The sequence below is a fragment of the Bradyrhizobium sp. T-12 genome, from assembly GCF_058314695.1.
In genome coordinates, this window is the sequence record NZ_CM177756.1 from 5,284,003 (window position 1) to 5,307,888 (window position 23,886).

The 23,886-nt window shown below is 62.3% G+C and carries 24 protein-coding genes and 1 pseudogene; 9 read left to right on the forward strand and 16 right to left on the reverse strand.

The features are described from left to right. Window positions 1–239: 239 nt before the first annotated feature. Both AC0WRY_RS25200 and AC0WRY_RS25205 read left to right on the forward strand, forming a co-directional pair. Complete coding sequence (locus AC0WRY_RS25200; RefSeq protein ID WP_194403501.1) at window positions 240–1,526, forward strand: NRAMP family divalent metal transporter; 1,287 nt, start codon at window positions 240–242, stop codon at window positions 1,524–1,526. 177 nt (window positions 1,527–1,703) lie between these two features. Beyond that, window positions 1,704–2,387: pseudogene (locus tag AC0WRY_RS25205) on the forward strand (enolase C-terminal domain-like protein); the annotation flags it as partial. Window positions 2,388–2,415: 28 nt separating this feature from the next. Here AC0WRY_RS25205 and AC0WRY_RS25210 read toward each other — a convergent pair. Continuing rightward, on the reverse strand, window positions 2,416–2,700 hold the full coding sequence (locus tag AC0WRY_RS25210; protein ID WP_194403502.1) for a hypothetical protein: 285 nt from the start codon (window positions 2,698–2,700) through the stop codon (window positions 2,416–2,418). A 140-nt stretch (window positions 2,701–2,840) separates the two neighbouring features. Then, the gene (locus AC0WRY_RS25215) at window positions 2,841–6,098 is read right to left on the reverse strand and encodes a LuxR C-terminal-related transcriptional regulator (protein ID WP_194408400.1); all 3,258 of its coding nucleotides are present in this window, start codon (window positions 6,096–6,098) and stop codon (window positions 2,841–2,843) included. A gap of 104 nt (window positions 6,099–6,202) precedes the next feature. Here AC0WRY_RS25215 and AC0WRY_RS25220 point away from each other — a divergent pair, with 104 nt between their 5' ends. Beyond that, window positions 6,203–6,547 (forward strand): nuclear transport factor 2 family protein, encoded by a 345-nt coding sequence (locus AC0WRY_RS25220; RefSeq protein WP_491121525.1) that lies wholly within the window; start codon window positions 6,203–6,205, stop codon window positions 6,545–6,547. 39 nt (window positions 6,548–6,586) lie between these two features. Here the strand turns inward: AC0WRY_RS25220 and AC0WRY_RS25225 are convergent, their stop codons facing one another. The 6 genes from AC0WRY_RS25225 to rocF form a co-directional block, all read right to left on the reverse strand. Beyond that, window positions 6,587–6,709: a hypothetical protein gene (locus AC0WRY_RS25225; protein ID WP_256438853.1), complete on the reverse strand. Its 123-nt coding sequence runs from the start codon at window positions 6,707–6,709 to the stop codon at window positions 6,587–6,589. Between the two features lie 5 nt (window positions 6,710–6,714). Then, entirely contained in the window at window positions 6,715–6,921 is a 207-nt protein-coding gene (locus AC0WRY_RS25230; protein ID WP_246776326.1) for an FHA domain-containing protein, read from the reverse strand. A gap of 180 nt (window positions 6,922–7,101) precedes the next feature. Further along, the gene (locus AC0WRY_RS25235) at window positions 7,102–7,440 is read right to left on the reverse strand and encodes a hypothetical protein (protein WP_194403504.1); all 339 of its coding nucleotides are present in this window, start codon (window positions 7,438–7,440) and stop codon (window positions 7,102–7,104) included. A gap of 255 nt (window positions 7,441–7,695) precedes the next feature. Next, the gene (locus AC0WRY_RS25240) at window positions 7,696–8,013 is read right to left on the reverse strand and encodes a PilZ domain-containing protein (RefSeq protein WP_194403505.1); all 318 of its coding nucleotides are present in this window, start codon (window positions 8,011–8,013) and stop codon (window positions 7,696–7,698) included. A 188-nt stretch (window positions 8,014–8,201) separates the two neighbouring features. Then, window positions 8,202–8,594: a response regulator gene (locus tag AC0WRY_RS25245; protein WP_194403506.1), complete on the reverse strand. Its 393-nt coding sequence runs from the start codon at window positions 8,592–8,594 to the stop codon at window positions 8,202–8,204. 428 nt (window positions 8,595–9,022) lie between these two features. Beyond that, entirely contained in the window at window positions 9,023–10,000 is a 978-nt protein-coding gene (gene rocF / locus AC0WRY_RS25250) for an arginase (RefSeq protein ID WP_194403507.1), read from the reverse strand. A 252-nt stretch (window positions 10,001–10,252) separates the two neighbouring features. Here rocF and AC0WRY_RS25255 point away from each other — a divergent pair, with 252 nt between their 5' ends. After that, window positions 10,253–10,513: a hypothetical protein gene (locus tag AC0WRY_RS25255; RefSeq protein ID WP_194403508.1), complete on the forward strand. Its 261-nt coding sequence runs from the start codon at window positions 10,253–10,255 to the stop codon at window positions 10,511–10,513. 84 nt (window positions 10,514–10,597) lie between these two features. Here the strand turns inward: AC0WRY_RS25255 and AC0WRY_RS25260 are convergent, their stop codons facing one another. The 6 genes from AC0WRY_RS25260 to AC0WRY_RS25285 form a co-directional block, all read right to left on the reverse strand. Then, window positions 10,598–10,798 carry a hypothetical protein gene (locus AC0WRY_RS25260; protein WP_194403509.1) on the reverse strand — a complete coding sequence of 67 codons (201 nt, stop codon included), beginning with the start codon at window positions 10,796–10,798 and terminating at the stop codon, window positions 10,598–10,600. Beyond that, a complete protein-coding gene (locus AC0WRY_RS25265) occupies window positions 10,795–11,238 on the reverse strand; it encodes a hypothetical protein (protein WP_371746146.1) in 444 nt (147 codons plus the stop codon). Before AC0WRY_RS25265 ends, AC0WRY_RS25260 begins: the two co-directional genes overlap by 4 nt. 160 nt (window positions 11,239–11,398) lie before the next feature. Further along, window positions 11,399–11,743 (reverse strand): response regulator, encoded by a 345-nt coding sequence (locus tag AC0WRY_RS25270; RefSeq protein ID WP_491121530.1) that lies wholly within the window; start codon window positions 11,741–11,743, stop codon window positions 11,399–11,401. Window positions 11,744–12,295: 552 nt separating this feature from the next. Beyond that, window positions 12,296–12,655, reverse strand: a complete 360-nt coding sequence (locus AC0WRY_RS25275; RefSeq protein WP_194403511.1) for a hypothetical protein — start codon at window positions 12,653–12,655, stop codon at window positions 12,296–12,298. 164 nt (window positions 12,656–12,819) lie between these two features. Beyond that, entirely contained in the window at window positions 12,820–13,044 is a 225-nt protein-coding gene (locus AC0WRY_RS25280; protein ID WP_194403512.1) for a DUF6894 family protein, read from the reverse strand. Window positions 13,045–13,299: 255 nt separating this feature from the next. Continuing rightward, on the reverse strand, window positions 13,300–13,488 hold the full coding sequence (locus AC0WRY_RS25285; RefSeq protein ID WP_194403513.1) for a DUF3606 domain-containing protein: 189 nt from the start codon (window positions 13,486–13,488) through the stop codon (window positions 13,300–13,302). A gap of 134 nt (window positions 13,489–13,622) precedes the next feature. Here AC0WRY_RS25285 and ligD point away from each other — a divergent pair, with 134 nt between their 5' ends. The 4 genes from ligD to AC0WRY_RS25305 all read left to right on the forward strand — a co-directional run bounded on the left by ligD (window position 13,623) and on the right by AC0WRY_RS25305 (window position 17,565). Further along, complete coding sequence (ligD, locus tag AC0WRY_RS25290; protein WP_194403514.1) at window positions 13,623–14,546, forward strand: non-homologous end-joining DNA ligase; 924 nt, start codon at window positions 13,623–13,625, stop codon at window positions 14,544–14,546. Between the two features lie 528 nt (window positions 14,547–15,074). Beyond that, window positions 15,075–15,488, forward strand: coding sequence for a hypothetical protein (locus tag AC0WRY_RS25295; RefSeq protein WP_194403515.1), 414 nt, complete (start codon window positions 15,075–15,077; stop codon window positions 15,486–15,488). Between the two features lie 15 nt (window positions 15,489–15,503). Continuing rightward, window positions 15,504–16,169, forward strand: coding sequence for an SOS response-associated peptidase (locus tag AC0WRY_RS25300; RefSeq protein WP_194403516.1), 666 nt, complete (start codon window positions 15,504–15,506; stop codon window positions 16,167–16,169). A 313-nt stretch (window positions 16,170–16,482) separates the two neighbouring features. After that, complete coding sequence (locus AC0WRY_RS25305; RefSeq protein ID WP_194403517.1) at window positions 16,483–17,565, forward strand: hypothetical protein; 1,083 nt, start codon at window positions 16,483–16,485, stop codon at window positions 17,563–17,565. 133 nt (window positions 17,566–17,698) lie between these two features. Here the strand turns inward: AC0WRY_RS25305 and AC0WRY_RS25310 are convergent, their stop codons facing one another. Next, window positions 17,699–20,443 (reverse strand): EAL domain-containing protein, encoded by a 2,745-nt coding sequence (locus AC0WRY_RS25310; protein ID WP_194403518.1) that lies wholly within the window; start codon window positions 20,441–20,443, stop codon window positions 17,699–17,701. Between the two features lie 58 nt (window positions 20,444–20,501). Next, on the reverse strand, window positions 20,502–21,818 hold the full coding sequence (locus AC0WRY_RS25315; protein ID WP_491121535.1) for a FecR domain-containing protein: 1,317 nt from the start codon (window positions 21,816–21,818) through the stop codon (window positions 20,502–20,504). A 130-nt stretch (window positions 21,819–21,948) separates the two neighbouring features. Between AC0WRY_RS25315 and AC0WRY_RS25320 the strand changes: the two genes are divergently transcribed. Further along, window positions 21,949–23,745: a ShlB/FhaC/HecB family hemolysin secretion/activation protein gene (locus tag AC0WRY_RS25320; protein WP_491121537.1), complete on the forward strand. Its 1,797-nt coding sequence runs from the start codon at window positions 21,949–21,951 to the stop codon at window positions 23,743–23,745. The last annotated feature ends 141 nt before the right edge of the window (window positions 23,746–23,886 follow it).

Here is a 23,886-nt window from a genome sequence, read left to right on the forward strand (position 1 = left end):
AAGGTAACGGGAAACCGCACAGGCGGCAACGCAATCGGCCGCCGCTTTATTTCGATTGGAGCGCGGAACCTTCGCGCGCTTGCGGCGTTGCGCGCGCCTTCCAAGCCCTGAGCGCGACGTCACCACGTCTTGGATGAGCGGTTAGCTTTATCAGAAGTCCCACCCTACGGGCGCGCTTGGAACCATCGTTCCGTCCCTTGCATTTGCTGAAGGTGCCCCCGATCGAGGTCTCCCCTTCCATGAGCGACGACGCCCTCACCCCGACGAAATCCGCGCCGACGCTGCTGCAACGGCTGGGACCGGGCCTGGTCACGGGAGCCGCCGACGACGATCCGTCGGGCATCGCCACCTATTCGCAGGCCGGCGCGCAATTCGGCTACGGGCTGCTGTGGACCGTGTTTCTCACCACGCCGTTCATGATCGCGATCCAGCTCGTCAGCGCGCAGATCGGCCGCGTCACCGGCAAGGGTCTCGCCGCCAACGTCATGAAGGTCGCGCCGCGCTGGGCGGTGCTGGGCCTCGTCGCCATGCTGGTTGCCGCCAACACCTTCAACATCGCCGCCGACATCGCCGCGATGGCCGAAGCGCTCTCGCTCGTCATCGGCGGGCTCAACCACGAGCACGCGCTGATCTTCGCGGCGGGCTCCACCATTCTGCAGGTCTTCCTGCCCTATCGCCGCTATTCGCCGGTGCTGAAGTTCCTCACCTTGGCGCTGTTCGCCTACGTCGCGACCGCCTTCACCGTGAAGATCCCGTGGAGCACGGCGCTGCTCGCCGCGGTGTGGCCCAAGGCCAATGTCAGTGCCGATTATCTGATGATGGTGGTGGCCGTGCTCGGCACCACGATCAGCCCGTATCTGTTCTTCTGGCAGGCCTCGCAGGAGGTCGAGGAGATGAACCAGGGCAAGCGCGACAAGCCGCTCCGCGAGCTCAAGCGCGGCGGCACGCACGAGCTCGACCGCATCAAGACCGACACCTTGTCCGGCATGCTGCTGTCCAACGGCATCGCTTTCTTCATCATCCTGACCACGGCCTCCGTGCTGCATGCCAACGGCGTCACCAAGATCAGTTCGGCAACCGAGGCGGCCGAAGCGCTGCGGCCGCTCGCCGGGGACTTCACCTTCGCGCTGTTCGCGACCGGCATCATCGGCACGGGACTGCTCGCGATCCCGGTGCTGGCGGGCTCGGCGGCTTATGGCGTCGCGGAGATCTTCGGCTGGCGCGCCACGCTGGAGGCCAAGCCGGACGAGGCGGCCGGCTTCTACACCATCATCGCCGCGGCAACCATCATCGGCTTCGGCCTCGGCTTCACAGGAATAGACTCCATCCACATGCTGGTGTGGAGCGCGGTGCTCAACGGCATCGTCGCCGTCCCCATCATGGCGATGATGATGCTGATCGTCTCGAGCCGCTCGATTATGGGCCGCTTCCGCGCCCGGTCGTGGCTGATCTGGCTGGGTTGGCTCGGCACCGCGCTGATGGCGCTGGCCGTCCTCGCCTTGCTCGGCTCGTCGGTGATGGAGTGAGCTAGACCGGCGACAGCGCCGCCGAGATCTGCGAGGCGATGATGAGGGCCGCGAACACGGCCGGCACGCTCATGAGCCGCAAGAACTGATCGATCGAAAGCATCGCTGTCCCCCAAGGACGAGAAACGTCTTCGCCCGCCGCGCTAGCGCTCCCCTTGCGCGACGTGCTGATCGGCCGGCTGGCGTCCCGGCTTCGGCTCACCCTTCGCGCCCGAGATCAACGTCGACCGCAAGATCCTGCGCGACCTGCATATGCATCTGGAAGCGATCCGCGACGGCGCGGGCCCCGACGTCGAGATCCTCTTGGATTGCAATTTCAACGCCAAGACCGAAGGCTACCTGAAGATCCTGCGCACCATTGCCGATATCGACATGTTCTGGGTCGAGATCGACAGCTTCAATCCCGAAGCCCTCGGCTATATCCGCAGGCAGAGCCCGCATCCGATCTCATCCTGCGAGACGCTGCTGTCCTTGCGCGAATTCCTGCCCTATTTCCACGCCCAGGCCATGGACGTCGCGATCATCGACACGCCCTGGAACGGCGTCTGGCAATCGATGAAGATCGCGGGCGCCGCGGAAGCCTTCGAGGTCAACGTCGCCCCGCACAATTTCTACGGCCATCTCTGCTCGATGACGAACGCGCATTTCTGCGCCGCCGTGCCGAACCTGCGCATCATGGAGATCGACATCGATCGTCTCGCCTGGGACCGCGAGCTCTTCACCCATGAGCCGGAGATCGAGAACGGCTATCTCGTGGTGCCTGATAGGCACGGCTGGGGCACCGAACCGAACGAGGAGGCCTTGCGCGCTCACCCGCCGAAGACCAGCGGCGGGCTTTTGAATTACGGTCGCAAGAGCTGACAGGAGCTGAGGAGACGCGCCGACGGGATTACGGCGTCACGGGATTGACGACCGGGGAGGTCTTGGGCCCCGGCCGCGCCGGCTCGATGGGCGATTTCGGAGTGGTCGGGAGCACCTTGGCGCCCGCCGCCCGCGCTGCTTCGCCCGTGGTCGCATACATCGCAACATGGGCCGGCTGGGTCTTGGCGCGATTCCAGGGACCGTGGTCGACAATCAGCATGGCCGCAATCGTCACGCCTGCCACGATCAGCGCGATCACACCGGGATGGCGGAGGGCGTGGGACATGGAGTAGGCGAAACGACGGCTTTTCATCACAAGATCCGCTGTTGTTCTCTCGCAGGTTAATTCAAAGGCGCCCCTCCGGGTTCCAGCTTCCATCAGGCAGGTTCCAACCGGATTGCGTGAATGCGGTCCGCATCGCGCTCCTGCCCGGGCAATGAGAGCGCCCCGTTTCAAATCAGCCAGTCGTGGGCCGTTTGTCCAATGCCGTGATGCGGACCATTCGCGCCGTGATCGGCCGCGTGCTCGTCCAGCGCGACGGGGACGATTTCGGCGAGCATCTGGGGCGCGTCTGTCTCGCCGGGCATCGCTTGCGCAGCGCTAGGGTCTTTGAATTCGACGGCCGGGGCGAGCGCGGAAGGAGCTGCCCCGCTATCGAAGCGAAACACGTGATCAGCGCCGCCGAACCCGGACGCCGCTTTTGCCGGCGGACCCGCTTCTGATGCATTTGCCCCGGAATGGGCAGCGTGCTGCGACGTGTCGTGGCCCGCGTTGCCGTGACTTGCGGCGCTGTCATTCGAAGTTGAATGGCCCGAATTGCCGTGGTCGGCGGCGCCCGGCTCTACCGCTGCCGGCGAACTGTGCGAAGCCCCGGAAGGATGCTCCTTGTCATGGCCGACGCCGTGGTCCGGCTTGGGCTTGGCTTCGGCCATCTCGGCCTCCGCCGCCTTGGCAGGCCCGGGCTTCCCATCGTGCTGCGCGTGACCATGCTCGGTGTCGCCGGCCTTTGGCTGGCTCTCGCCTGCTTCCACTGCTTTGGCCGAGTGGCCCGAATTGCCGTGGTCGGCGCCGCCGGCGTCTGGCTTTTTCGCTGCTTCGGGCGGACTCTCCGCAGCCTGGGAAGGATGCGCCTTGTCGTGGCCGACGCCGTGGTCCGGCTTCGGCTTGGCCTCGGCCATTTCCGTGTTCGCGGCCTTGGCAGGCCCGGGCTTCCCCTCGTGCGGCGCGTGACCATGCTCGGTGTTGCCGGCATTTAGGCCACTCTCGCCTGCTTCCGCTGCTTTGGCCGAGTGGCCCGAATTGCCGTGGTCGGCGCCGCCGGGGTCTGCCTTTTTCGCTTGCCCTGGCGGACTGTCCGGAGCCTGGGAATGGTGCTCACTGTTGTGGTCAGCGTCGTTACCGGGTTTGGACTCCGTCTCGGCCTCGCCCGCTCCCTGTCCTTGGTTTGAAGCGTGCTCGGAATTGCCATGGCTGACGCCATCAGCCGTCGAGAGGCCAGGCGGGCCAATCTCGTTCTGCGCGATCCATGAAGCGCCATTGTTCGGACTGGCCGGACCGCTCTTTGAGCCAAGATTCTCGGTTGCCGGAGATGTCGCGCCATGATCGGGCGGGGCTGATGACCCGTAGGCCGACATACCGGACGCACCGGCACCCTCCTCCGTCGTATCCGCCGAATCGCGCGCGAAGGTGCCCGACTTTGCCGACGTCCCGGAGCCAGTCCGAATGTTTGCGAACTGGAAGCTCAAGCCATCATCGGCCGAAGCGCTCCAAACGCCGGCGGTCCCCGGCGAACTCTCGCTCGCGCGGCCGCTGCTCGCACTCACATCAGTCTCATCGATTGCGGCCACCGATATCAGCGCGTGTTCGAGCTGCTCCAGGGTCACCGCGACAGCTGCGCCATCCGAGTTGTGAACGGCATCCGCATGCGCGACGGATACAATTCCCTGCAGATGGACTTCCAGCAGGCCGCGATCCCCGACATCGAGCACCCGATCGGTCGGATTCACATAGACGATCGTTTGATTGGTTGCGGGATCGTAGATCCACGCAAGGGTATGTGGCGGGATCGATTTGACCGCGGCCGTCAGATGCAGACAAGCGAGCGCCCCGAAGGCCGCAAGATTGATCCTGTTCGGCCCTGACGCGGAATCCAGGACGGGATCGGAAGAGCCGGATTTGGAATCGATCGCGCTGCGATGAACGACGTTCTCGACATTGCCACCCGTCAATTGGTCGAGGTCATCTCCGCGGGGACCGGAAACGGGACCAGGATCCAGCGCGCCGTCAATTTTCGGGCCGCTGTCGCTCGCGGCGTTCGGGCCAACCTGCCCGCGAACGTCTTGTTGCGGGACGTCTCCGGTCGCAAAGCCGGCAGCCCGGCCCAAATCATGCGGAAGGATATCCGATGCCGAGTTCGCTGCGTGCAAGTTCGCTGCGTGATTGGCGCCGCCATGCGTTATCGCGGCGAGCTTGGTCGTCGCAGTCTCGCCGATGCCGGCCAGCAAGCTGTCGATCGAAGCCGGATCCAGCTCACGCGCCTGCGCTCCGTGCTGAGAATCGCTCAGTTCGTAGATCAATGCCGCGGCGAGAGCCGCGAAGGTGCCATAGCCTGCGGGCATCGACGCCGGATGGAAGGCAGACCGCGGAAGATGATCTTCTGCGTCGGGATCACTTCCGGCTGGCGTGCTGTTCGCTCCCCGTGGCAAAAGCGCAGCAAGGCCTGGCGTGCCCGATCCGACAGAACCGCCCTCTTTCCACACCTTCGAGCCCAAGAGTTGTTCAACGGCGCGCAGCGCTTCCACTGCCACCGTCGGCGTCGCGGCCTGGCTTGCCTTGGCCAGCAAGTCCCTCTCGGTGAGAGCAGGCGCATCCCCGGATTTCGAGATGACGAGATGCGCAAGGATGGCTTTTTTCCAGACCTCATGGCCGGCGTGTTCGTCGCTCTGACCGTGGCCCTCGTCATGCGCAAAATCGTCGTTCGCTTCGGAGGCCTTGAGCTCGTCCAAAATGGCGAACGCCAGAAAGGCCAGAGCGAGCGCGGCGAAGCCGGAGGTGCGTTGCAACCAAGAGATGGTCGCAAGCACCGTTCGGTTGGTGATCTCGAGCTTCTGGAAGATGTTGTGCAGATGGACTTTGACCGTTCCCTGGGACACGTCGAGCCGGCGCGCGATCTCCTTGTTCGACATCCCTTCCGAGACCAGCCGGACGATCTGACGTTCCCGGGGCGTCAATAGCTCCAGCATCTTCTCGATTCTGCCGGGGCCATCAGCCTCCGTGCCGGTGGGCGCGAGATCAGCCTGCTCGAGCGACAATCCGCTCCTGGCCATCAGCCGCAGCGACCGCAGCATGGCGCCGGGAGCGGCATATTTCGAAATTGCGCTGCAGGCGCCGGCGGCGATCGCTGCGGTCAGATCTTGATTGTCGGATTCGGTAAAGAACACCAGGCGGGTAGAAAACTTCTCGGCTTTCGCGATCGCGAGGATGTCGGCTGCTGTCAGGTCCGGCAGGGTATCGGCGATCAGGGCCACGTCGGGCGACAAGTTCCTGATGGCTTCGAGGCAGCTTGCCCCGTCGCCGATCGACGCGACGACATCGAAATCCCTCTGTGTCCCGAGGACCGACTTCAGTCCCTGCAGAACGATCGGTTGCCTATCGACGAGCACAAGCCGGATCGGCTTAGAGATCCCTTGCCTTGCGGACGCGTCCAACATCGACTTTGCCTCGGCCCGGTCCTCTATGTCCTTCGGCATATGGCCGTGGCCGGGTCGGATAATAAAATAAGTTCAATCGATTTAGTTCCCAAGACAAATTTTGGATGGCAGCAGTGACCCCTTACTCCTTTGACCCCATGGCCGTTGCGGTGGACTGGCTAGACGCCTATCGCGCCGGCGATGTCGATGCGATCCTGGACCTTCATGCCGACGATGCCGTGGTGCATTGCGGCTGCAGCGGCGTCCGGACGGTTACCGGCCGCGCAGCCCTTCGCGCCTATTGGACCGATCATCTCCGAAAATATCCGGCGGGCACGCTGGACGACCTCAATCCTTCGGACGAGAGAACCGTGATCTCCTACGCCACCAGCGCGGGTGTGATGAGCACAGCCTTGGCGTTTGACACCTCCGGCAGGATCAAGGTCGTGGACTGTCGTCCCTTGCCCTAGCGTGGGGCGCAATCGGACCGGCAATCTGTGCTGCGTCCACTAATTCTCGAAGATGACGCGCAAGGCGCTCACGATCACCGCCGCGATGAGGCAGGAGATCGCGAGCAGCGTCCAGATCGGCCTTGTGCTTCCACCGGCCAGGCGCGCGACGAGCAGTTTCATGCTCGTCAACATTCCTCGCCCGGAAGCCGGTTGAGGTAGGCTATGCCAAGGCTGGCGAGTTCTTCGGCATCGCTCTCGCACTCTTCCTTTCTCCTGAGCAAATGGCGTTCCAGCAGGCATCGTCGGTTGTCGAACAAATCGACATCGGGATGCCGTGCCCGGTACACCGTCCAGGCGGTCTCGGTAGCGTTCTTCAAGACGGCGTCGTCCACGGTGCTTGCTCTCCAGGGCAACTGATCCATCGCTGCCAACTCAAGGCGTCCCGGAAGTTTCCAGTTTTTCCCGGTTGTCTTTAGTCGAACGGATTGACATCACCACAGGTCAGCGCTTCGCATCCCGGATGCAGCCGCGCTCCATGAGCGCGGCCTTGTTCGATGAAGCGCGGCGTTTCGCTAAGGTCGCGGTGCCGGCTGCGATGGCGCGGCAGGTTGCTGCGACGGCGCGGCGGGCGGCTTGGGCGGCTCCGCCGGCGCAACGGAATCGCCCCCGCCGTGCGGCACACAGGTGCCGACGTTGCTCAGCAATCTCTTCGCCTCGAGGTCGCGGGCCTTCTTATAGTCGCTACGCCGGTCTATTCTCGCCGCGGCTAAACGGTCCCAGGCATCGAACGCATCAGAGTAATGCTGTCGCATCTGCGCTTCGGCCGACAGGCAATCGGCGAACTTGTCGAAGACGAGATCGGTATTGACCGGCGCGACGCCGCCCACCAGGACCACAAGCATCCATTTCATGGTGTCCGCCTATATCGCGCCTGCGCTCCGGAACGATGACGCGTCGGCAAGGTCCGGCCGCGTCGCCGCCCGGTCTCGGGAAAAAGAGGCCCCAGCTCGCTGGAATGTGGGGGCATCGGAGCTGGGGCCATTCGGGGTCGCCCTTGGGGAAGGGCACCGGGAAAACTTGGCAATTGCAGGAAGGTTCCAGTCCGATTTTGGGCGCGAGAACTCACTGCTCCATCTAAGGCACACAGAGGGGTGGGAACACTTATCTCAAGCCACCAAGGTTTCGCCGCGTCGTGCGCGCTTTGCTGCCCGCCCTCTATTGATGAATTGGACGCCGACAAACTCGCCGTTAACCCAGGAGAGTTCGCAGTGTCGATAGGCGAGCCCGGTTGCTGACAGCACCAGGAAGAATTCTTTTTGACCGATGTCCGTAATCGAGCCGTCGATCACGAGCTTCGCGCTGGTTTCGGATACGTCGTGGATCTTGCAGGGACGTTGCCACGTGCCGTCGATGGCCATGAGGCGCGCCTCTATGGGGCGCTCGAAGGTAACGCGCTTCCCGTCCTGTTCTTGTGCTTCACTCATAAACGACCTGTAGACCGCAGGAGCAAACCAGAAGCTAAGCGCAGGACCTTGACGGTTGGTGAAAGGGCCAAGCTGATGCTGCAAATCAGAAGTTGCTGTGCAGCGCACACTGCACCTTCAAGCTGACGGAATGGGATCGTTGGGTTCGATCGTGGGCTGGTCCGCCAGAAACACCTCACCTCGGCGCATTACTCTTGGGGCGGAGGCACCTGGTTGAGCAGGTTCGATATGGCCGTAACAACCTGCGCCGGCGCAAATGGCTTGTTCAGGAGAATGCTGTTCGGCACGCCGTGAGAGGGCCACTCGTTGGCTGCGGCGCCTGTCATGTAGACCACGGGCATCTCCGGATTGAGCTCTCGGGAGATCTTTGCGACGTCCCAGCCCGTCAGCTTGCCCTTCAAATGGATGTCGGTCAGCAGCGCTCGGTATTTTGCAGGGTCCTCTTTGAGGAGCGTGATTGCTTCCTCACCTGAGGCGACAACCTCGGCCTCAAATCCACCTTCCTCAAGGGCACCGGCAACCAGGTCCTGGATCAGGAGATCGTCCTCGACCACCAGAGTAAGCAATGAAGCGTTCTGCACTTTCTCCACTCCGGCTGCATCATTGCAGCGAGTGCTAAGTTCACAAGTGAACAAAAGTTCCGCTGGAAGAAGATGCGTCGTGCCCTGTCATTGGCGTGGAGGAGGATCAAACCGATCAATCTTACGGTCGCGGTGCCACAGCTCCACGCTGTGACCATCAACAAGTTGCTGGGCACGATGACGAGCAGTCTCCTCGTCTTCGCAAACCAGGTCGATACGGCCAGTCACGTGGCCCTCTTCATCGATGATGTAAGCTCGGAATTCCAACATCCGCCGGAACGGCCTTGCCACTTTTTCCCGACATATTGTAGGGCGGTTCAAAGTTGCGAGTCCAGTCTCCCGGTCTGACAGCCAGTGCCGAGGGAACTAAACGCCGTACTCATTCAGTCCGACGGCCTTGCGTTCTTCTAACGCTGCCACCCACCGCTTCACTCGCCCGGCGCGATCGCGTTGCTCGGCGTCGTTCGGTCGACGATCTGCTGGCCGAACAGACTGCCGATCAGCTCGACGGCCGTGCGCGCCGTCCGGCCGCGCTCATCCAGGAAGGGATTGAGCTCGACGATGTCGACCGACCCGACTACGCCGGAATCGTGCAGCAGCTCCATGATCAGGTGGGCCTCGCGATAGGTCGCGCCACCCGGTACCGTGGTGCCGACACCCGGCGCCACGCACGGATCGAGGAAGTCGACGTCGAAGCTGACGTGCAGCACGCCGTTGCTGGCCTTGACCCGTTCGATGACGCGCCGGATCAACACGGCGACGCCGAACTCGTCGATCTGGCGCATGTCGACCACCCTGATCCGGCGCGCGCGCATCAGCTCCTTTTCGAGCTTGTCGATCGAACGTGCGCCGAACAGATCGAGCCTGTCCGGCTGGATCGAGGCGCGCGGATCGTCGCCGAGCAGGCCGTCGAGGCCGGGTTCGCCGCACAGGAACGCGGCCGACATGCCGTGCATGTTCGCGGTAACAGTCGTCTCCGGCGTGTTGTAATCGGCATGGGCATCGAGCCAGAGCACGAACAGCTCCCTTCCACGTTCCTGCCAATGACGCGCCATGGCGTTGACCGATCCCATGGACAGCGTGTGATCGCCGCCGAGAAAGATCGGAAGCGCGCCCGTCTTCGCGATCTCATGGCCCTTGCGACTGAGGGCGCGTGTCCAGCGCTGGATCTCGCGGTAGTGATTGGCTCTTTCCGGAGGCCTGTCGGCGAGGTCCCGGATCTCGCCTGCAGAAACATCGCCGTAGTCGACGACCTCGAAATCCAGGCTTTCGAGCAGTGTCGCAAGGCCTGCGGTTCGCAGCGCCGCGGGGCCCATCAAGGTGCCACGCTGCGATGCCCCCATGTCGATGGGGGCGCCCAGCAAAGCGATGCGCCTGGCTCGATCCGTCATGGTCCGATCGGTCACGGCGGCCTCCTCAAGTCACAAGATGAAGCGAGCCTAACAGAGATTCGCACCCGTCGTTTCACGGGGGCGCTTCGCTTCGGGGAGGAACAAAAGCCCCCGCGCTGCATTGCTCATCCAAGGCCGGCACCCGCCGTTACATGACGGCGCCTGTCGCGGATAGCCAAAGGTCGCCAGACCCGCTGTTCAAAACAAGCGCTCGCGCGGATAGCCAAAGGTGCCGGCCTCCGCCATCAAGGTTTGGAGGTCGCGCAGGTGAGCACGGAGATACCGCAGTCCACGTCCCAACCCGGCATGGCCGAGCGCGCCATCGATACGGCGGCGGACGTCTCCCGCACGATCGGTGAAGTCGCGGGAGGCCTGCATGCGACCGTCGATCGCCTCACCTCTACGATCGAGGAATCGCGCAAGCCGGGCGGAGCGCTTGCGACGGTCGCAGCGGTCACGCGCGAGGCGCCGCTCGCCAGCCTGTTCGTCGCATTTCTCTTTGGCGTCGCGGTCGCGCGGCGGCGATAGCTGTTCCCGCGAACGCACCCTCGGCGAGCGTCCAAACGCCTCATTAATACGGAAGCCCGCGGCATCCCCGCGGGCTTTCCCAGTTCAAGTGTTGGATACCCGACGTAGTATCCGGATGTTGCGTCGCTCATCGCTTTCCGGTGAGACCGCTTTAAGCGGCGGGTCCAGCACCGCCGGGGGTCTCTCCGGCTTGTACGCAAGCGCCTCCATGATCCATTTCGGCCATTCCGGTTCTGGGTTCGGCGCAACACGCGGTTGAAGCAGCTTCTGAAGGATGTCGCTCATGCCTGCTCCTGTGAATTCAGCCAACTCTCTTCATAGGCCGCTTCGGAATCGCATATCCCGCCAAGGCTCCCGAGAACGCTGATCGGCACGCGCTGCCCGGTCTCCTCGATCTGCGCTTCCATGATCACGTTGTCGCGGGGACGAACGATAACCCGCTCGATGCGGTGAACAAACTCGACGGGCTTCCCGTCTTCGCCGGACACCGGCTGCAGCGCCTTGCCCCAGCCGCGATCGAAAATGAGGCTCGCCGCGGCGACGCGGGCATGGGCCGGCGCTTCCTTGTCACGCATGACCTGCACGAGAGTTCGCATGGCAAGGGCGGTATGCGTCCGTGCCAAGGACTTGATTTCGGTCAGCGTGCGTTGCTTTACCGCTCGCCGAGCGGCGGCCCTCGCGAGCGCGTTCTGGGACAAAAGGTTGATATTCACTGGGTCAGTCATCTGGAAAATTCCTTTCAAAACACTTATGTCGTTTTGGGATCGAGACGCAAAAAACCCGCGGCGGAATTTCCGGCGCGGGCTCAAAACAAAACTCGTCTCGATGATGCTATTCTGTCGGTGTTTTGCCCGACGTGTCAATCACAAGAATGACGAATCGGTGTCAGCCCAAGAGCAATTTCAAACAGCGCTCAAGCTCTTCAAGCGGAAATGGCTTTCGTAGAACAAGACTGTTTTTGAAATTCTCAGGCAAACCCTTCGATCCATACCCGGTAGCGAATGCGAATGGAACGCCTCTGCTTTGCAGAGCTTCTGCAATCGGTCCGGAGCTATCGGCGCCAAGCTGCACGTCCAGGATGGCGGCGTGGATGTCTGGTGCACCCGCGAGCTGCAAACCGCCTGCCAGATCGCCGGCCTCCCCAACTAAAGAATGGCCAAGCTCGGCTAGGATGTCCGCAATCATCATGCGGATGAGCGTTTCGTCTTCAATTAGGAGCACCGAAGCCACATCGACTCCTCATTTGCGTCCCTCCTTGTCAGAACTGCCACGACTGCGCACCGCAGCGTTCGCAACGAAACATGTGGATTGTTTCGCCGGTCGTTCAATTTAGCATCGGAGTCAAAAGCTTGGGAAGGTACCGCATCGCCGGCGCTGCGACACAACTCAGAGATTTCTTATCCATTGTCTCCCGCCGCATCCCGGGAGCCTGCACGACGTTTCAATTGTGGAACAAATGATTTTGACCTGAGTTCTCGTCAAGCTTGGTCATAGAAAATTGTGCAATGCAGAGAGGACGAATGTGCGCAGTTCGTCGTCGCGTAAAGCAAGTTAAGTCCTTTAGAGAACGTCTTATCGAGGAGGCCGCGAAGTTCAGGGCAGCGGCTGAGGAGCTGCCGCCTGGCACCCAACGCGAGCTTCTCATGAGGCGCGTTCATCAATCGGAAAGAGCGTTGGAAATTTCTGATTTGCTGGCCAAGCCGAAAAGCTCGCCTCCAGTACTTGACCATGCCCGCGGGGCAACTAACGCAGCTTCGCATCTTACGCCGTCAGTCCCAGTATTTAAGCCGCGCCGAGTAGAGGAAGGGCTAGCTGAAGTCCAAATGACCGCGTCGCGTTTGCTTCGACGAACGCCTGCAAAGCCGGAGTGATCTCGGCGTTTCGGGCGAGAGCCTCTGCCAGCTCGTCTGCAATCTCGCTGGTCGCGTCGCGCGCGTGGCCCTCGATCGCATTGAAAATCACGATCCGCACCGGATAGGCGTACTGGCCGGAAAGCAGATCGCGAATGATGGTCTCGCGGTCGGTGTCCTGTTCATCGGTCTCGCGCCAGGAGCAGCCGGCACGTGCGCCAAAATCTTCGAGCACCAAATAGATGTCGCGGTCGAGGCGATTGGTTGGGACGATCGAGGGCGATGAACGCATACGCTTACTCCGAAACTGCGCGTTGGCGGAGAGACGGCCCCGGCGTCGCAGGGGATGGGGGGTATGGCCGGGGCCGCTCCGCCAACTCGGCGGCGAGCCGGCAGCAACTCAATTCCGCTGCAAATGCTACAGTTCCTGAGTTGCGGAGATTCTTGTTGGCGCAATCAGACCAATCTGAACCTGTCTAAAGGAGCTTCGTGGACACGCTCGCCATCCGCATCGGTGACTAGCACCTTGTAGCCTTTGCCTCTCAGCTCGGGCCGCACTACTGATAACTCCTGCGCAAGGCGGTCCGCGACTTCAATGGCCATCGACTCGTCTTCGAGCAATTGTCCGCCCTGATCAGCAACGGTTGTGCTATCGATCAAATCGAAATGGTAGCGAGGCATAGGACCGGCCTGAGGCTTCAATCGTTCATAGAAAGATAAGCTAGGAATCTGGTACTTAGGAATCTCGCAACAAGGCGAGGTGATTCGATGCTGGGAATGATCTTGATCATGGCCCTCGTCGGGACGGTGTTGATCGGAGGCACCGTGATTATCTTCGAGTGGCGAGCACTGGTCGGATATTGGCACCTCAAGGCCAAACGCTGACACTCCGCTCGGTCAGCGTCCGCCTGCAAACCTTCAGCCTAAAGGCGAAGCTCAGCGCCCCTTCAGCTTCCGCTCTACTTTCTTCCGGCTGCCGCCGACCTTCTTAACCGCCTTCTTCACGGCGGATGCCGAGCGGCCCGTCTTCTTTGCCTCGTAGCTGACTTCATACTTCTGTCCGCCCGCGACGCGCGCGCGGTCCTGCTTGCGACCGCGAGCGGTCTGCTTCTTTGCTTTAGCCATAGTGCACCTCCATGCACTGCGAAAACGACAGAGGATTCAGTTGGTTCCTAAAACCTCTCCGCAGCGGCGACGCGCCCGGAACGAATCGGCGCAGAAAGATTCGAATCAAAGAGTTTGTTGCGTGGAGTTGTTAGGTGGCGTCTCAGCGTCAGCGGAAGTCCCCGGCGATCGGCGTCAAGGCGCCGTTGCCGCGCTTTATCGAACCGGCCTTGGCTTCCTCCGTCGAGAGGGTGCCGTCCGGGGAGCGGTGGATTCACGAAATCAAGTTCGACGGTTATCGCGTCCAGCTTCACTTGGCCAACGAGGCGGTCACCATCTACACCCGGCGCGGCCACGATTGGACCAAGCGTTTCAAGAAAGTCGCCGATGACGCTTGGCACATCAAGGCGGGCTCGGCTGTCATCGACGGCGAAGTCGTCGTCCCCGCCGCCGACGGCACGACCGATTTCTCGGTCCTGCAAAACGAGCTCAAGGGCAGGTCGACCAAGATCGTGTTGGTCGCGTTCGACCTGCTGTACCTGAACGGTCGCGACATCCGCAGCCTGCCATTGGTTCAGCGCAAGGCCGAGCTGAAGAAGATCATTTCAGGCACCGACGTACAATTCAGCGAAAGCTTCGAGCTGGACGGGCGCGAGATGTTCGCCCATGCCTGCAAGGTCGGGCTTGAAGGCGTGGTCTCCAAGGTTCGTGACAGTGCTTACAACAGCAGCCGCGGCAACAATTGGGTCAAGACGACCTGCCGGCAGCGCGAGACCCTGACCATCGCGGGCTTCGCGCTCGACGAAGGCAAATGGGACGGCATCTATCTCGGCCGCCGCAAGGGCGATGACCTCGTCTACGCGGGCAAGGTTGACCACGGGTTCGACAAGACGTCAGCCGCCGAATTGCAGAAGCGCCTGGAGCCGCTGCGCCGCAGAACGCAGCCTTACGCAAAGCGTATCGCGCACAAGGGCATCTGGGTCGAACCGAAGCTGTTGGCCGAGGTCGAGTACCGCGCCAAGTCCGCCGAGGGTAAGGTGCGGCATCCATTCTTCAAGGGATTGCGGGAGGACCTTTGATGCAGCATTGCGCGCAATGCGACGATCAGCGCTGGGTTTGCGAGAATCATCCGGACAGGCCCGCGTTCGGGCCGCGCGCCTGCGAGTGCGGGGCAGGAATGCCTTGCCTCGTCTGCAATCGAGCGGACGCGTCCAACCCGCCAGCCATGCCGCCTGGCTATCGACCCGATCCTTTGGATGAGGACCTTGGAGATGACTGAGAGGCACGCCGCCCTAGTCGCGGGGATGCGGGTTTTCTGCGCCAGTAATTGCGACACCAATGTCGCAACGGACGTCTGGGATCTCGGATGCGGGGCCGGCGAAATCCGCTGCCTCGAATGCGGGGGCGACGGCAACTGGGGAAAGTTCGCACCAGAGATTGTCGGACCAGATTGCGCTTGCGCTGATTGCAAAGGGACAGGTCGACAGTTGGTGAGCATCTGACGATCTTCTTTTCCACAGCCACGATGGGCAGTGGCTGGCCGCCCTGCCCGCCTACTAGGAATCGATAATTTGCCAACGCAGTTGGCTCATGGCCTTGATGATCGGATGTCCACGAAGTCGCGCCAATACCTCTTCGGCACTCAGATCAAGATGTCGGCCGAGCGGGCGAGGGACGCGCGCAAAGAGGCCGATAAGCTGGCCTGCGAGGCGTGGAATTACCGCATGCTCGGCTACAAAGGTCCAGCGCAACCATCGCCGACGATTGGCGATGCGATCAATGGAGGATATCCCTACCTTGAGGTCCGCTGCCTTGGCTGCGACACCAATCAGACTGTCGCGCTGGACATCATTCGACGTGTGAAGACGACCCCGATCCATGAACTCGAACGCTACATGCGCTGCAAGGACTGTACGCAATTGCGAGGTTACGCGTACAAGCGCAGTACGCTTGTAGCGCTGAGGCCGACAAAGATTTCGGCCAGTGACCCGCCCTCGATCTGGTGGCCGGGCGAGCGATAAGGCAAAATCTGCTTCATGTGCAATCTCTATTCGATCACGACAAATCAGGCCGCCATTGCCGACCTCTTCCGCATCGTCCGGCGCTACGAAGGCAACCTGCCGCCAATGCCGGGCGTGTTTCCGGATTACCCTGCCCCGGTCATTCGCGACGCGGGTGGCGAGCGCGAGCTGGTCATGATGCGCTGGGGCATGCCGCCGCCCCCGCGAACCGGCGGCCCGCCGGTGACGAACATCCGCAACACCGCCTCGCCGCACTGGCGTGCCTGGCTCAAGCCGGAGCACCGGTGCCTCGTGCCCGTCAACAGCTTTGCCGAGTACGCGCCCGAGCCGAACCCGGAGACGAAGAAGAAGGACGTGGTGTGGTTCGCGCTTGCGGAGGCACGCCCGCTGTTTGCATTCGCCGGCATCTGGACGACGTTCAACGGCGATCGCGGCACGAAGTCGAAGCCTGTGCCGGGGCCGCATCAGGTGTATGGGTTTCTCACAACAAGCCCAAACTCTATCGTCGAGCCAATTCATCCGAAAGCGATGCCGGTGATCCTGACTTCGCCCGAGGAGTGGGACCTGTGGTTGCGTGCGCCGTGGGACGAAGCAAAATCCTTGCAGCGTCCGCTCCCTGATAACGAACTAAAGATTGTCGTCCGTGGGAGTAACAAGGAAGACACCCGAGGGCAATCCTAGACTCATAAATCCGCTATGTCCGCTGATCTCTCGGTAGCGGCGCGAAAGCGGACATTTGCGTGTGGTCTGGGAAGGGCCAACAGCAGACCTTCCTGTCAGTGGGTCGATCATGGTTTCTTAACCTAAACGAGTCTTCCGCTGGCCATAAGAAGGTATCAATCTCCGCGTGCGATAGCATTTGCTGGCCCCCAAATTTGTCCCATCGGAACCTCATCTTTTGCGCAAATTCATAACAGTAATTGCTGGTCTCCTGATACTCGCCGCTGGGATGACTACGGCGCTGCCTAAGGTGCTATCGGTCCTGCGAAAGCCGTTGTCGCAGACCTACGTCAAGGACAACGGCTACTTCTACCGGCTGAAGGCAAACTTCGAGATAAAGGAAACCGGAGAACGGCTTACATTCGACTACGTCGTGGCTTGCAATCTCAGGATAACGCGATCCCGATCTGCAGGATTGTCAGACGACTCCAGCATCCACCCGAGGGCGATGGTCATGGCAACACGCGATGGCCACGCTGTAATGATCCGGACCTTGCACCTTTGCAGCGGCTCAACCACCGAAAACGGAATGGTTCCGCCGGATGTACTACCGCTGGCGGTCTGGTTCGATGATGTCGGCGATCTATCTGCGGGAGTGGGTTATCTCTCGGAGGATGCGTATGACAATCCGCTCAGCCGGCTAAAATTTTTCGGGGCGCGGATCGAGCAGGCGACCCGGGAAGACTGGGAAACGTGGCGAGAGAAATCAGCGACGCAGTATGTGCAGAGGGGAGTATTGCCTGGCCCTTGGGGCTATGACTTTCCTAATCAAGCGCCGCCAGAACTCGGCCAATATATTTCGAGCTGCTGGACTTACGTTCGGCTCAAACTGCCCGAAGAACTGCGCGTCAAGCTTCGCGAACTGTGGCCGCAAGACAGACCACGGTACTGGACGATGCCAACGGAAACGGAGCGGTCAACGCTAGGCGAGATTGTTTGGACATACAGCCGTGAGCGCTCGTCAAGCGGCGATGTCCACAGCGGACAGCCACTGCGCAGCGGACAGATCGTGCAGATCCCACCGCACGTTCCTAGTTCTTGGCCATCTGAGATGTATCCACTAATGTGGCGCGGCCTCACATCAGTCTTTCCAATGAGGAAATCCGCACTCGGCAACGATAGCGATTTCATTCTTAATCTCGAATATCGGGATGGAGCTACGAACGGTTTCGGCGCCTGCCAGGATGCACGTGCCGATCTGGAATACAGGATCCCGGCATCATCAGCCGCACCGGTCTTTGAAGTCGACGGCATGGTCGTCAAGCAACTCGATCGGAAAATACCTGTACTATCTATTCCCCAATATGTTGCGGAGCGCGACGAAGCTGTGTTCTTCTGGAGATGGCAGAATTTCTAGAACGTTCAATCAGACTTTGTCCGCTACGGGTCAAAAGCAGCGGTACGGAAGGCGCAGTGCAGCGTCCGGCTCTCCGCCAACAACCGACATTGTGACGACCTCAGCGATGCTCGGTTAACGCCCAAGCAGCCGCTCAGGCCGCGCTGACAGAATCGAGCTCCGCCGCCAGCAGGAACTGCTTTTCGAACGCCCCAGCAGGCATCGGGCGTCCGAAGAAATAGCCCTGCCCTTCCTCACATCCCATGCTGACCAGGAAGTCGGCGGTTGCGCGGTCTTCGATGCCTTCAGCCACGACCGTGAGGCCGAGCTGCTTGCTGAGCCCGATGGTCGAGCCGACGATCGCGGCATCGTCGGAATTGGCGAGCAGGCCGAACACGAACGACCGGTCGATCTTGAGGCCGTCGAGCGGAAACTTCTTCAGATAGCTCAGGCTCGCATAACCGGTGCCGAAATCGTCGAACAGGACGCGGACACCCAATTGCTGGATCCGCTTGAACATGTCGAGCACGCGACTTTCGTCATTGAGCAGAATGTCTTCGGTGACCTCGATCTCGAGCAATGACGGCGTCAGCCCCGTGGCCTCGAGCAATGCCTGAACCGAATGGGCGAGATCGCCGGAATGAAGCTGCGAGGGCGAGAGGTTGATCGCGACACGCACGCCGTTACCCGACAGCTCCCAGTCACGCGCCTGACGGCACGCGGTCACCATCACCCAGTTCGCGATCCGCTCCGAGAGTGCCGAGGTGTTGACCACTGGCATGAACTCTCCAGGAGAGACATAGCCGCGCACCGGATGCCGCCAACGGATGAGCGCTTCGGCGCCGACAAGGCTGCCGTCGATCAGGCGAACCTGGGGCTGGTAGAACAGCTCGAACTCACCGCGATCCGCGGCGAGCGCCAGCTCGCTCTCCAGCGTCAGCCGGTTCTCCAGCTCCTGCCTGATCGCAGCCTCGAACAGCACATGGCCGCCCCGCCGCGTCGCCTTGGCACGGCTGAGCGCGAGATGGCCATTGCTCAGGAGATCGTCGGCCTTGTGTCCGCCTTCAGGATAGACGGCAACTCCGATGCTGATCCTGACGCGGTGCTGCCGCGTGCCCGTCGCAAGCGGCGTTTCGAACGCGTGTGCAATCCGCTCGGCGAACGCCGCGATCGGTTCACCAGCCTCCGCGCAATCGAGCGCGATGGCGAATTCGTCGCCGCCGAGCCGGGCAACGACCGCCTTGCCATCGACTTCGATCCGGAGACGCTCGGCGACGGCCCGCAACACGAGGTCACCGGCCGAATGCCCAAGCATGTCGTTGATTCGCTGGAAGCCGTCGAGCCCGATCACGAGCAAGGCAACCTCATGAGGCTCTCGCTCCGCATCCGCAATCATGCCGGCCAATCCGGCATGCAGCGTGTTGCGGTTGGCAAGACCGGTCAGCGCGTCATATTCGGCGAAATATTTGACGCGTTCGGCCTCGCGCTTGCGGACCGAGATATCGCGCAGGATCGCACCGTATTGAAAGCCATCCGTTCCCTGCCAACCCGAGAAGCTCGCCTCGACGGGAAAGGTTTCACCAGACTTGCGCCGGCCCTCGAACTCGACGACGACCGCTCCGCCCGGAACGAGCAGCGCCTGGCGCGCGGCGTCGTGCATGGAGGGTCCCGTGTTGCCGTCCGCCGGCACGGCGCAAAGCGTTTCGAACGGGCGGCCGATCATCTCGGCCGGCGTGTAGCCAAAGATCGCGCTCGCGCCGGGATTCCAGACGGTGATCCGGTGATCCTCGTCGGTGCAGACGAGACCGTCGCCGAGCGACATCGCGATGCGGTGAAAGCGGCTCTCGGCAATGCGGCCGAGCAGACCGCGGAAATCGATTTCGTCCAGCGCAATTGCAGTCAGGTAGGCGACGATCGCGATGTGGAACAGCGACGTGTCGATGACGAGGGGCCATCTCGCCTGGACGAGAACTGCGGCCGATCCCATGGCTGCCCCGGAAGCGACGAGCGCTGCAACGCGAATTCCCGGCCCGAAGCGGCGCCACGAATACATCATCAGCAGGGAGATCAATCCCAGCGCGATTATCATCCCGATATCGGACGTCCAGCGCAACATCCGGCCCTGCAGGATCGATTCCGCGGCCAGCGCCTGGAGCACCGGCCCCGAGACGATCTTGCCGTTGGGAACGCTGAAGCGGTCACCGAGCTCGAGCGCGGTGGCGCCGACGATGACCTTCTTGCCTTTCAGCTTATCGAGAGCCACGGGATCGCCGCGCAGCACGTCGACGTAAGAGATGGTTGGAATGGAGGCTGCACGGATGCTGAAATCGATCAGGAAGGGCGGCCGCCGGTTGGCATCCTGCCCGGCCAGCACGACGGCCATCGAGGGCATCAGGGTATCGCCGATCTTCTCGCCGACCGGATAGCGGCGCACCAGTCCGTCGGATTCGACTGCGACGTTCACCATCGCGGGCCAGGACTGGTTGCTGAACGGCTTCAGGGGGCGATTGACGTGGGCCGGGCCACCGTTCGGCGTCGGCTGCTTGAAGGACGGCAGAATGGTCGAGCCGCCGGCATCGCGAAGCGCCTTGACGAAAGCCTCGTCGGACGCCGGGTCCGATGGCGAACTGAAGTCGACATCGAAGGCGATGTCGCTCGCGCCCGCAGCTTCGAGCCGGCGCAGCAGGTCTGCGTGAAGCCGGCGCGGCCAGGGCCACACGCCGATCTGATCGATGGAGGGTGCGTCGATGGCGACCACCACGACCTTGCCGCTGGCCTCACGTGATTGCCAGGCGAACCGTAGATCGGTCAGCGCGTTGCGAAGCGCACCATGCCATCCCGTGGACAGCACGATCGCAAGCGCGATCATGACGAGAATATGCGGCCGATAGCGTTTCACCCGATCCACCCCACGCCCCGCTTCTGCAGGTGCGCCCCTCATCCCCTAGTAAATGTCCTCAATGTCGGCCGTGGGCGACGCCATGGCCATTGCTGCCGTTGCCGCCGCCATTGCCGTTGCCATTGCCGTTGTTGCCCCTGCCGTTGCCGGTGGCGCCATTGTTGCCGTTGCCGTTGCCGTTATTTCCGTTGTTGCCGCCGTTGCCGTTGTTACCGTTGTTGCCGTTGTTGCCGTTGTTGCCGCTGTTGCCGTTGTTGCCGTTGTTGCCGTTGTTGCCGTTGTTGCCGTTGTTGCCGTTGTTGCCGTTGTTGCCGTTGCCACCGCCATTTCCGTTGTTGGCGCCGGGGCTGTCGCTCGATGCGCCGGCTGTTGCTGCAGCGATGGCCGCGGCTGCATTCGACGCGCTGTTGCCGGCCCCCGCGCCTCCGCTGTTGGACGCGCCCGTGCCGGCCTTGCTGTCGTTCCAGACCGTCTCGGTTCCGGCGTTGGCGTTCGCCCTGCGCACCTGACCGGGAGCATCGACGCCATGGGCGAGCCCACGCGTCACCTTGTGGACGTTCAGCTTGACCTCGCCGAGCGAGCTCGAAATCCGCACGACGCCGGCTTTGGCACCATGATGTCCCGCCGCCTGATGCGTCTGCTTCGAAGCAGCGGCTGCCTTGGTCCCCTTGTCGATCGGACCGAGCGCATGGATTGCACGGCCGTTCGCGGCATTGCGCGGCGCGGTCAGGCCCGACTTCGGGACCGGAATGCGCTCGATCGAGGGAGCGCGCGGCTTGCCGTGCTCGATCGGGTTGAACGTTCCTGGACCGCTCAGGCTGATCCCGGCCTTGCCATGCTCGAAAACCGTGGCCGCCTGATCTGGCATGACCTGGGCGATCTGCCCCGTCCTGAAGTCGGCGACCTCGACCTGGCCGCGGAGCACGCCGACCTTGGTGCTGCCGGCACCCACGGTGACGCTGAACTTCGTTCCCTTGACCACGGCGGCGAGATAGGGCGTCTCGACCTCGAAGTGCTTGACGTTGCGCTTCTCGACTTCGAGCAGGATCTGCCCCGCCTGCTGGATGATCGTGGTCGAGAGCCCCTCCTTCTTCTCGGCGGGCAAGCCGACCACCGAGTTGGGAGAGATCAGAATCGTTTCCTCGCCGCGGACGAGCAGCACCCGGCCATTGCGGCCGGTGCGGATGGTATTGCCCGGCTTGAGCGTCTCGTCCTGGTTCAGCGAGATCTGTTGCGCGCCGTCGGCAGCGACCCATACCTCACCACTGGCCTTGCTGATCGACCAGACGCCATCCTCCGCAGCGAACGCGCCGGAAGCCGTTCCAAGCGCCAGCGCCGCCACGAAGGCACACCGCATTCCAACTCTGCCGAGCATGACGATCCTCAGTCCGCGTTACAGCCAGGCGTGAGGGGTATCCGAAATCACTCAAGATAGAATTAGCGGGAAGCGACCAGCCAAGCGGCCGGATTAACCAATCATTGACCATAAAAAACTATGAAAAATCATGCGCCTAATGATCCCTTACCGTCGCAGGGCAACATCTCCGTCGAACTACGGGGAAAGCTTCGCTGGGTGCATTGGAAAGCGGCATCTGGCCACCGCGCTGACCCTGTTGGTGCCAATCCTCGCCGGAGTTTCGCCGGCGTTGGCACAACAGGCGAACCAGCCTGGCTTCGATCCGCGCCAGCCCGAGAAATACTTTGAAAACCAAACCGAACGGGAAACGCTGAACCGCCCGCCGGTCAGCCTGCCGACGGTTGGCCAGCCCAACACCGGCGGCGATACCAGGCCGCAATTCGTCCTGCGCGGCGTGCACGTCGGCGGTGCCCACGCCGTCTCCCACGATCGCATTGCCGCAGTCTATCAACCCTATCTCGGCAAGAACGTCTCGCAGGCGGATCTCGCCGGGATCGCCGGCGCGATCAGCGATCTCTACCGCGCCGACGGCTTCCATCTGAGCCGGGCGATCGTGCCGCCGCAGGACATTGCCGACGGCCGGGTCCGGATCCAGGTGATCGAAGGTGCCATCGTGCAGGTCGAGCTGAAAGGCGACGGCGCCGACCAGTTCGGCGTCAGGCCGATGCTCGGGCCGGTTCTCGCCGAGCAGCCGTCGCGCCTCCCGACACTCGAGCGCCAGCTCTTCCTCATCAATGGCAGGCCGGGCGTTCGGATCACCGACAGCGCGCTGGAAGAGATCGGCAGCGGGTCCGGCCGCTTCCGTCTCACCGTCCATTTGAAGACCTGGCACGTCTTCTCCTCGTTCGGCCTGGACAATCTCGGATCGTCCTCTGTGGGCCCCTGGCAGACCTACGCCACTGGCGCGTTCAACTCCTACCTCACGCCCGGAGACACGCTGGCCGTCAACCTGTCGACGATTGCCAACGATCCTCGCGAGCTCGGCTTTGCGCGGCTGTCCTATGACGCGCCTGTCGGCGTCGACGGCATACGCCTCGGCGCTTCCGCTCTGTACAGCGCGGTCCGACCGGGCGATGCCCGTCGCCTCGACAGCGACATCACGACGACCGAGGCCTTCGAGCTGCGGGCCAGCATCATTCCGCTGCAATCACAATCTTCTACGCTCACGCTGACTGCGGCGACGACCTTCAGCAATGTGTCCGAGCACGACCTCTACGGCTCCTGGTACAACGACCACATCAGGACCGCGAGCCTGACCGCCGACTACAGACTGCAGGATCACTTCGGCGGCACCAATTTCGCGACGCTGACCTACCGCCAGGGCCTCGACGTCTTCGGTGCCTCGCATTTCGGCGACGATCTGCTGTCGCGCGACGGCGCCTCCTCGAACTTCTCGGTGCTGAACCTCTGGTTCACGCGCTACCAGACACTCAACGACGCCTGGTCGCTCAAGCTGGCGGCGGCGAGCCAGACGGCATCGCGGCCGCTGTTCACCTCGCAGCAATTCTATCTCGGCGGCGCGGCCTTCGGCCGGGGTTATGGCGCAGCCGAGATCAGCGGCGACAACGGCCTTGCCGGCTCGCTCGAACTGCGCTTCGACCAGAAGCTCAATTTCCGCTACTGGACCGGCTATCAGCTCTATGCCTTTGGCGACGCCGGGGCCGTCTGGAACGACGGCTACCGTTTGAGCGACGGCCTGTCGCTGACATCGGCCGGAGCCGGTGTACGCTTCTTCCTGCCAGACGATTTCCAGGCCGATCTCGGCGTGGCCGTGCCGTTGAGCTATCGGGCGCCGGACAACGAGCGCCGCAGCCCCCGCTTCCTGTTCACGCTGTCGAGCGCATTCCGGCTCTGCCCCGAACGCGGCAGGTCGGGCTGTCTCTAGCCACCCGGTCGTTTGCGCACGTCGCCCCGGCATACGGCTAGTGCAGCCTTGCTCACAGAGTTGCCTAAATTTAATCCCGTAACCTGATCACGGTCGCTCGATCCGGGAGTTCCCAATGACCATGTTCAGCGGAACGTGATT

Excerpts from the sequence above, each read along its gene's own strand:
- AC0WRY_RS25320 (WP_491121537.1), top strand. The coding sequence starts at position 21,949 with ATGCGCCTAATGATCCCTTACCGTCGCAGGGCAACATCTCCGTCGAAC.
- AC0WRY_RS25225 (WP_256438853.1), bottom strand. The coding sequence starts at position 6,709 with ATGAAACTGCTCGTCGCGCGCCTGGCCGGTGGAAGCACAAGGCCGATC.
- AC0WRY_RS25280 (WP_194403512.1), bottom strand. The coding sequence starts at position 13,044 with ATGCCTCGCTACCATTTCGATTTGATCGATAGCACAACCGTTGCTGAT.
- AC0WRY_RS25295 (WP_194403515.1), top strand. The coding sequence starts at position 15,075 with ATGTCCACGAAGTCGCGCCAATACCTCTTCGGCACTCAGATCAAGATG.
- AC0WRY_RS25300 (WP_194403516.1), top strand. The coding sequence starts at position 15,504 with ATGTGCAATCTCTATTCGATCACGACAAATCAGGCCGCCATTGCCGAC.
- AC0WRY_RS25275 (WP_194403511.1), bottom strand. The coding sequence starts at position 12,655 with ATGCGTTCATCGCCCTCGATCGTCCCAACCAATCGCCTCGACCGCGAC.
- AC0WRY_RS25260 (WP_194403509.1), bottom strand. The coding sequence starts at position 10,798 with ATGAGCGACATCCTTCAGAAGCTGCTTCAACCGCGTGTTGCGCCGAAC.
- AC0WRY_RS25315 (WP_491121535.1), bottom strand. The coding sequence starts at position 21,818 with ATGCTCGGCAGAGTTGGAATGCGGTGTGCCTTCGTGGCGGCGCTGGCG.
- AC0WRY_RS25215 (WP_194408400.1), bottom strand. The coding sequence starts at position 6,098 with ATGTTGGACGCGTCCGCAAGGCAAGGGATCTCTAAGCCGATCCGGCTT.
- AC0WRY_RS25235 (WP_194403504.1), bottom strand. The coding sequence starts at position 7,440 with ATGAAATGGATGCTTGTGGTCCTGGTGGGCGGCGTCGCGCCGGTCAAT.
- AC0WRY_RS25220 (WP_491121525.1), top strand. The coding sequence starts at position 6,203 with ATGGCAGCAGTGACCCCTTACTCCTTTGACCCCATGGCCGTTGCGGTG.
- AC0WRY_RS25210 (WP_194403502.1), bottom strand. The coding sequence starts at position 2,700 with ATGAAAAGCCGTCGTTTCGCCTACTCCATGTCCCACGCCCTCCGCCAT.
- AC0WRY_RS25285 (WP_194403513.1), bottom strand. The coding sequence starts at position 13,488 with ATGGCTAAAGCAAAGAAGCAGACCGCTCGCGGTCGCAAGCAGGACCGC.
- AC0WRY_RS25240 (WP_194403505.1), bottom strand. The coding sequence starts at position 8,013 with ATGAGTGAAGCACAAGAACAGGACGGGAAGCGCGTTACCTTCGAGCGC.
- AC0WRY_RS25265 (WP_371746146.1), bottom strand. The coding sequence starts at position 11,238 with ATGACTGACCCAGTGAATATCAACCTTTTGTCCCAGAACGCGCTCGCG.
- AC0WRY_RS25200 (WP_194403501.1), top strand. The coding sequence starts at position 240 with ATGAGCGACGACGCCCTCACCCCGACGAAATCCGCGCCGACGCTGCTG.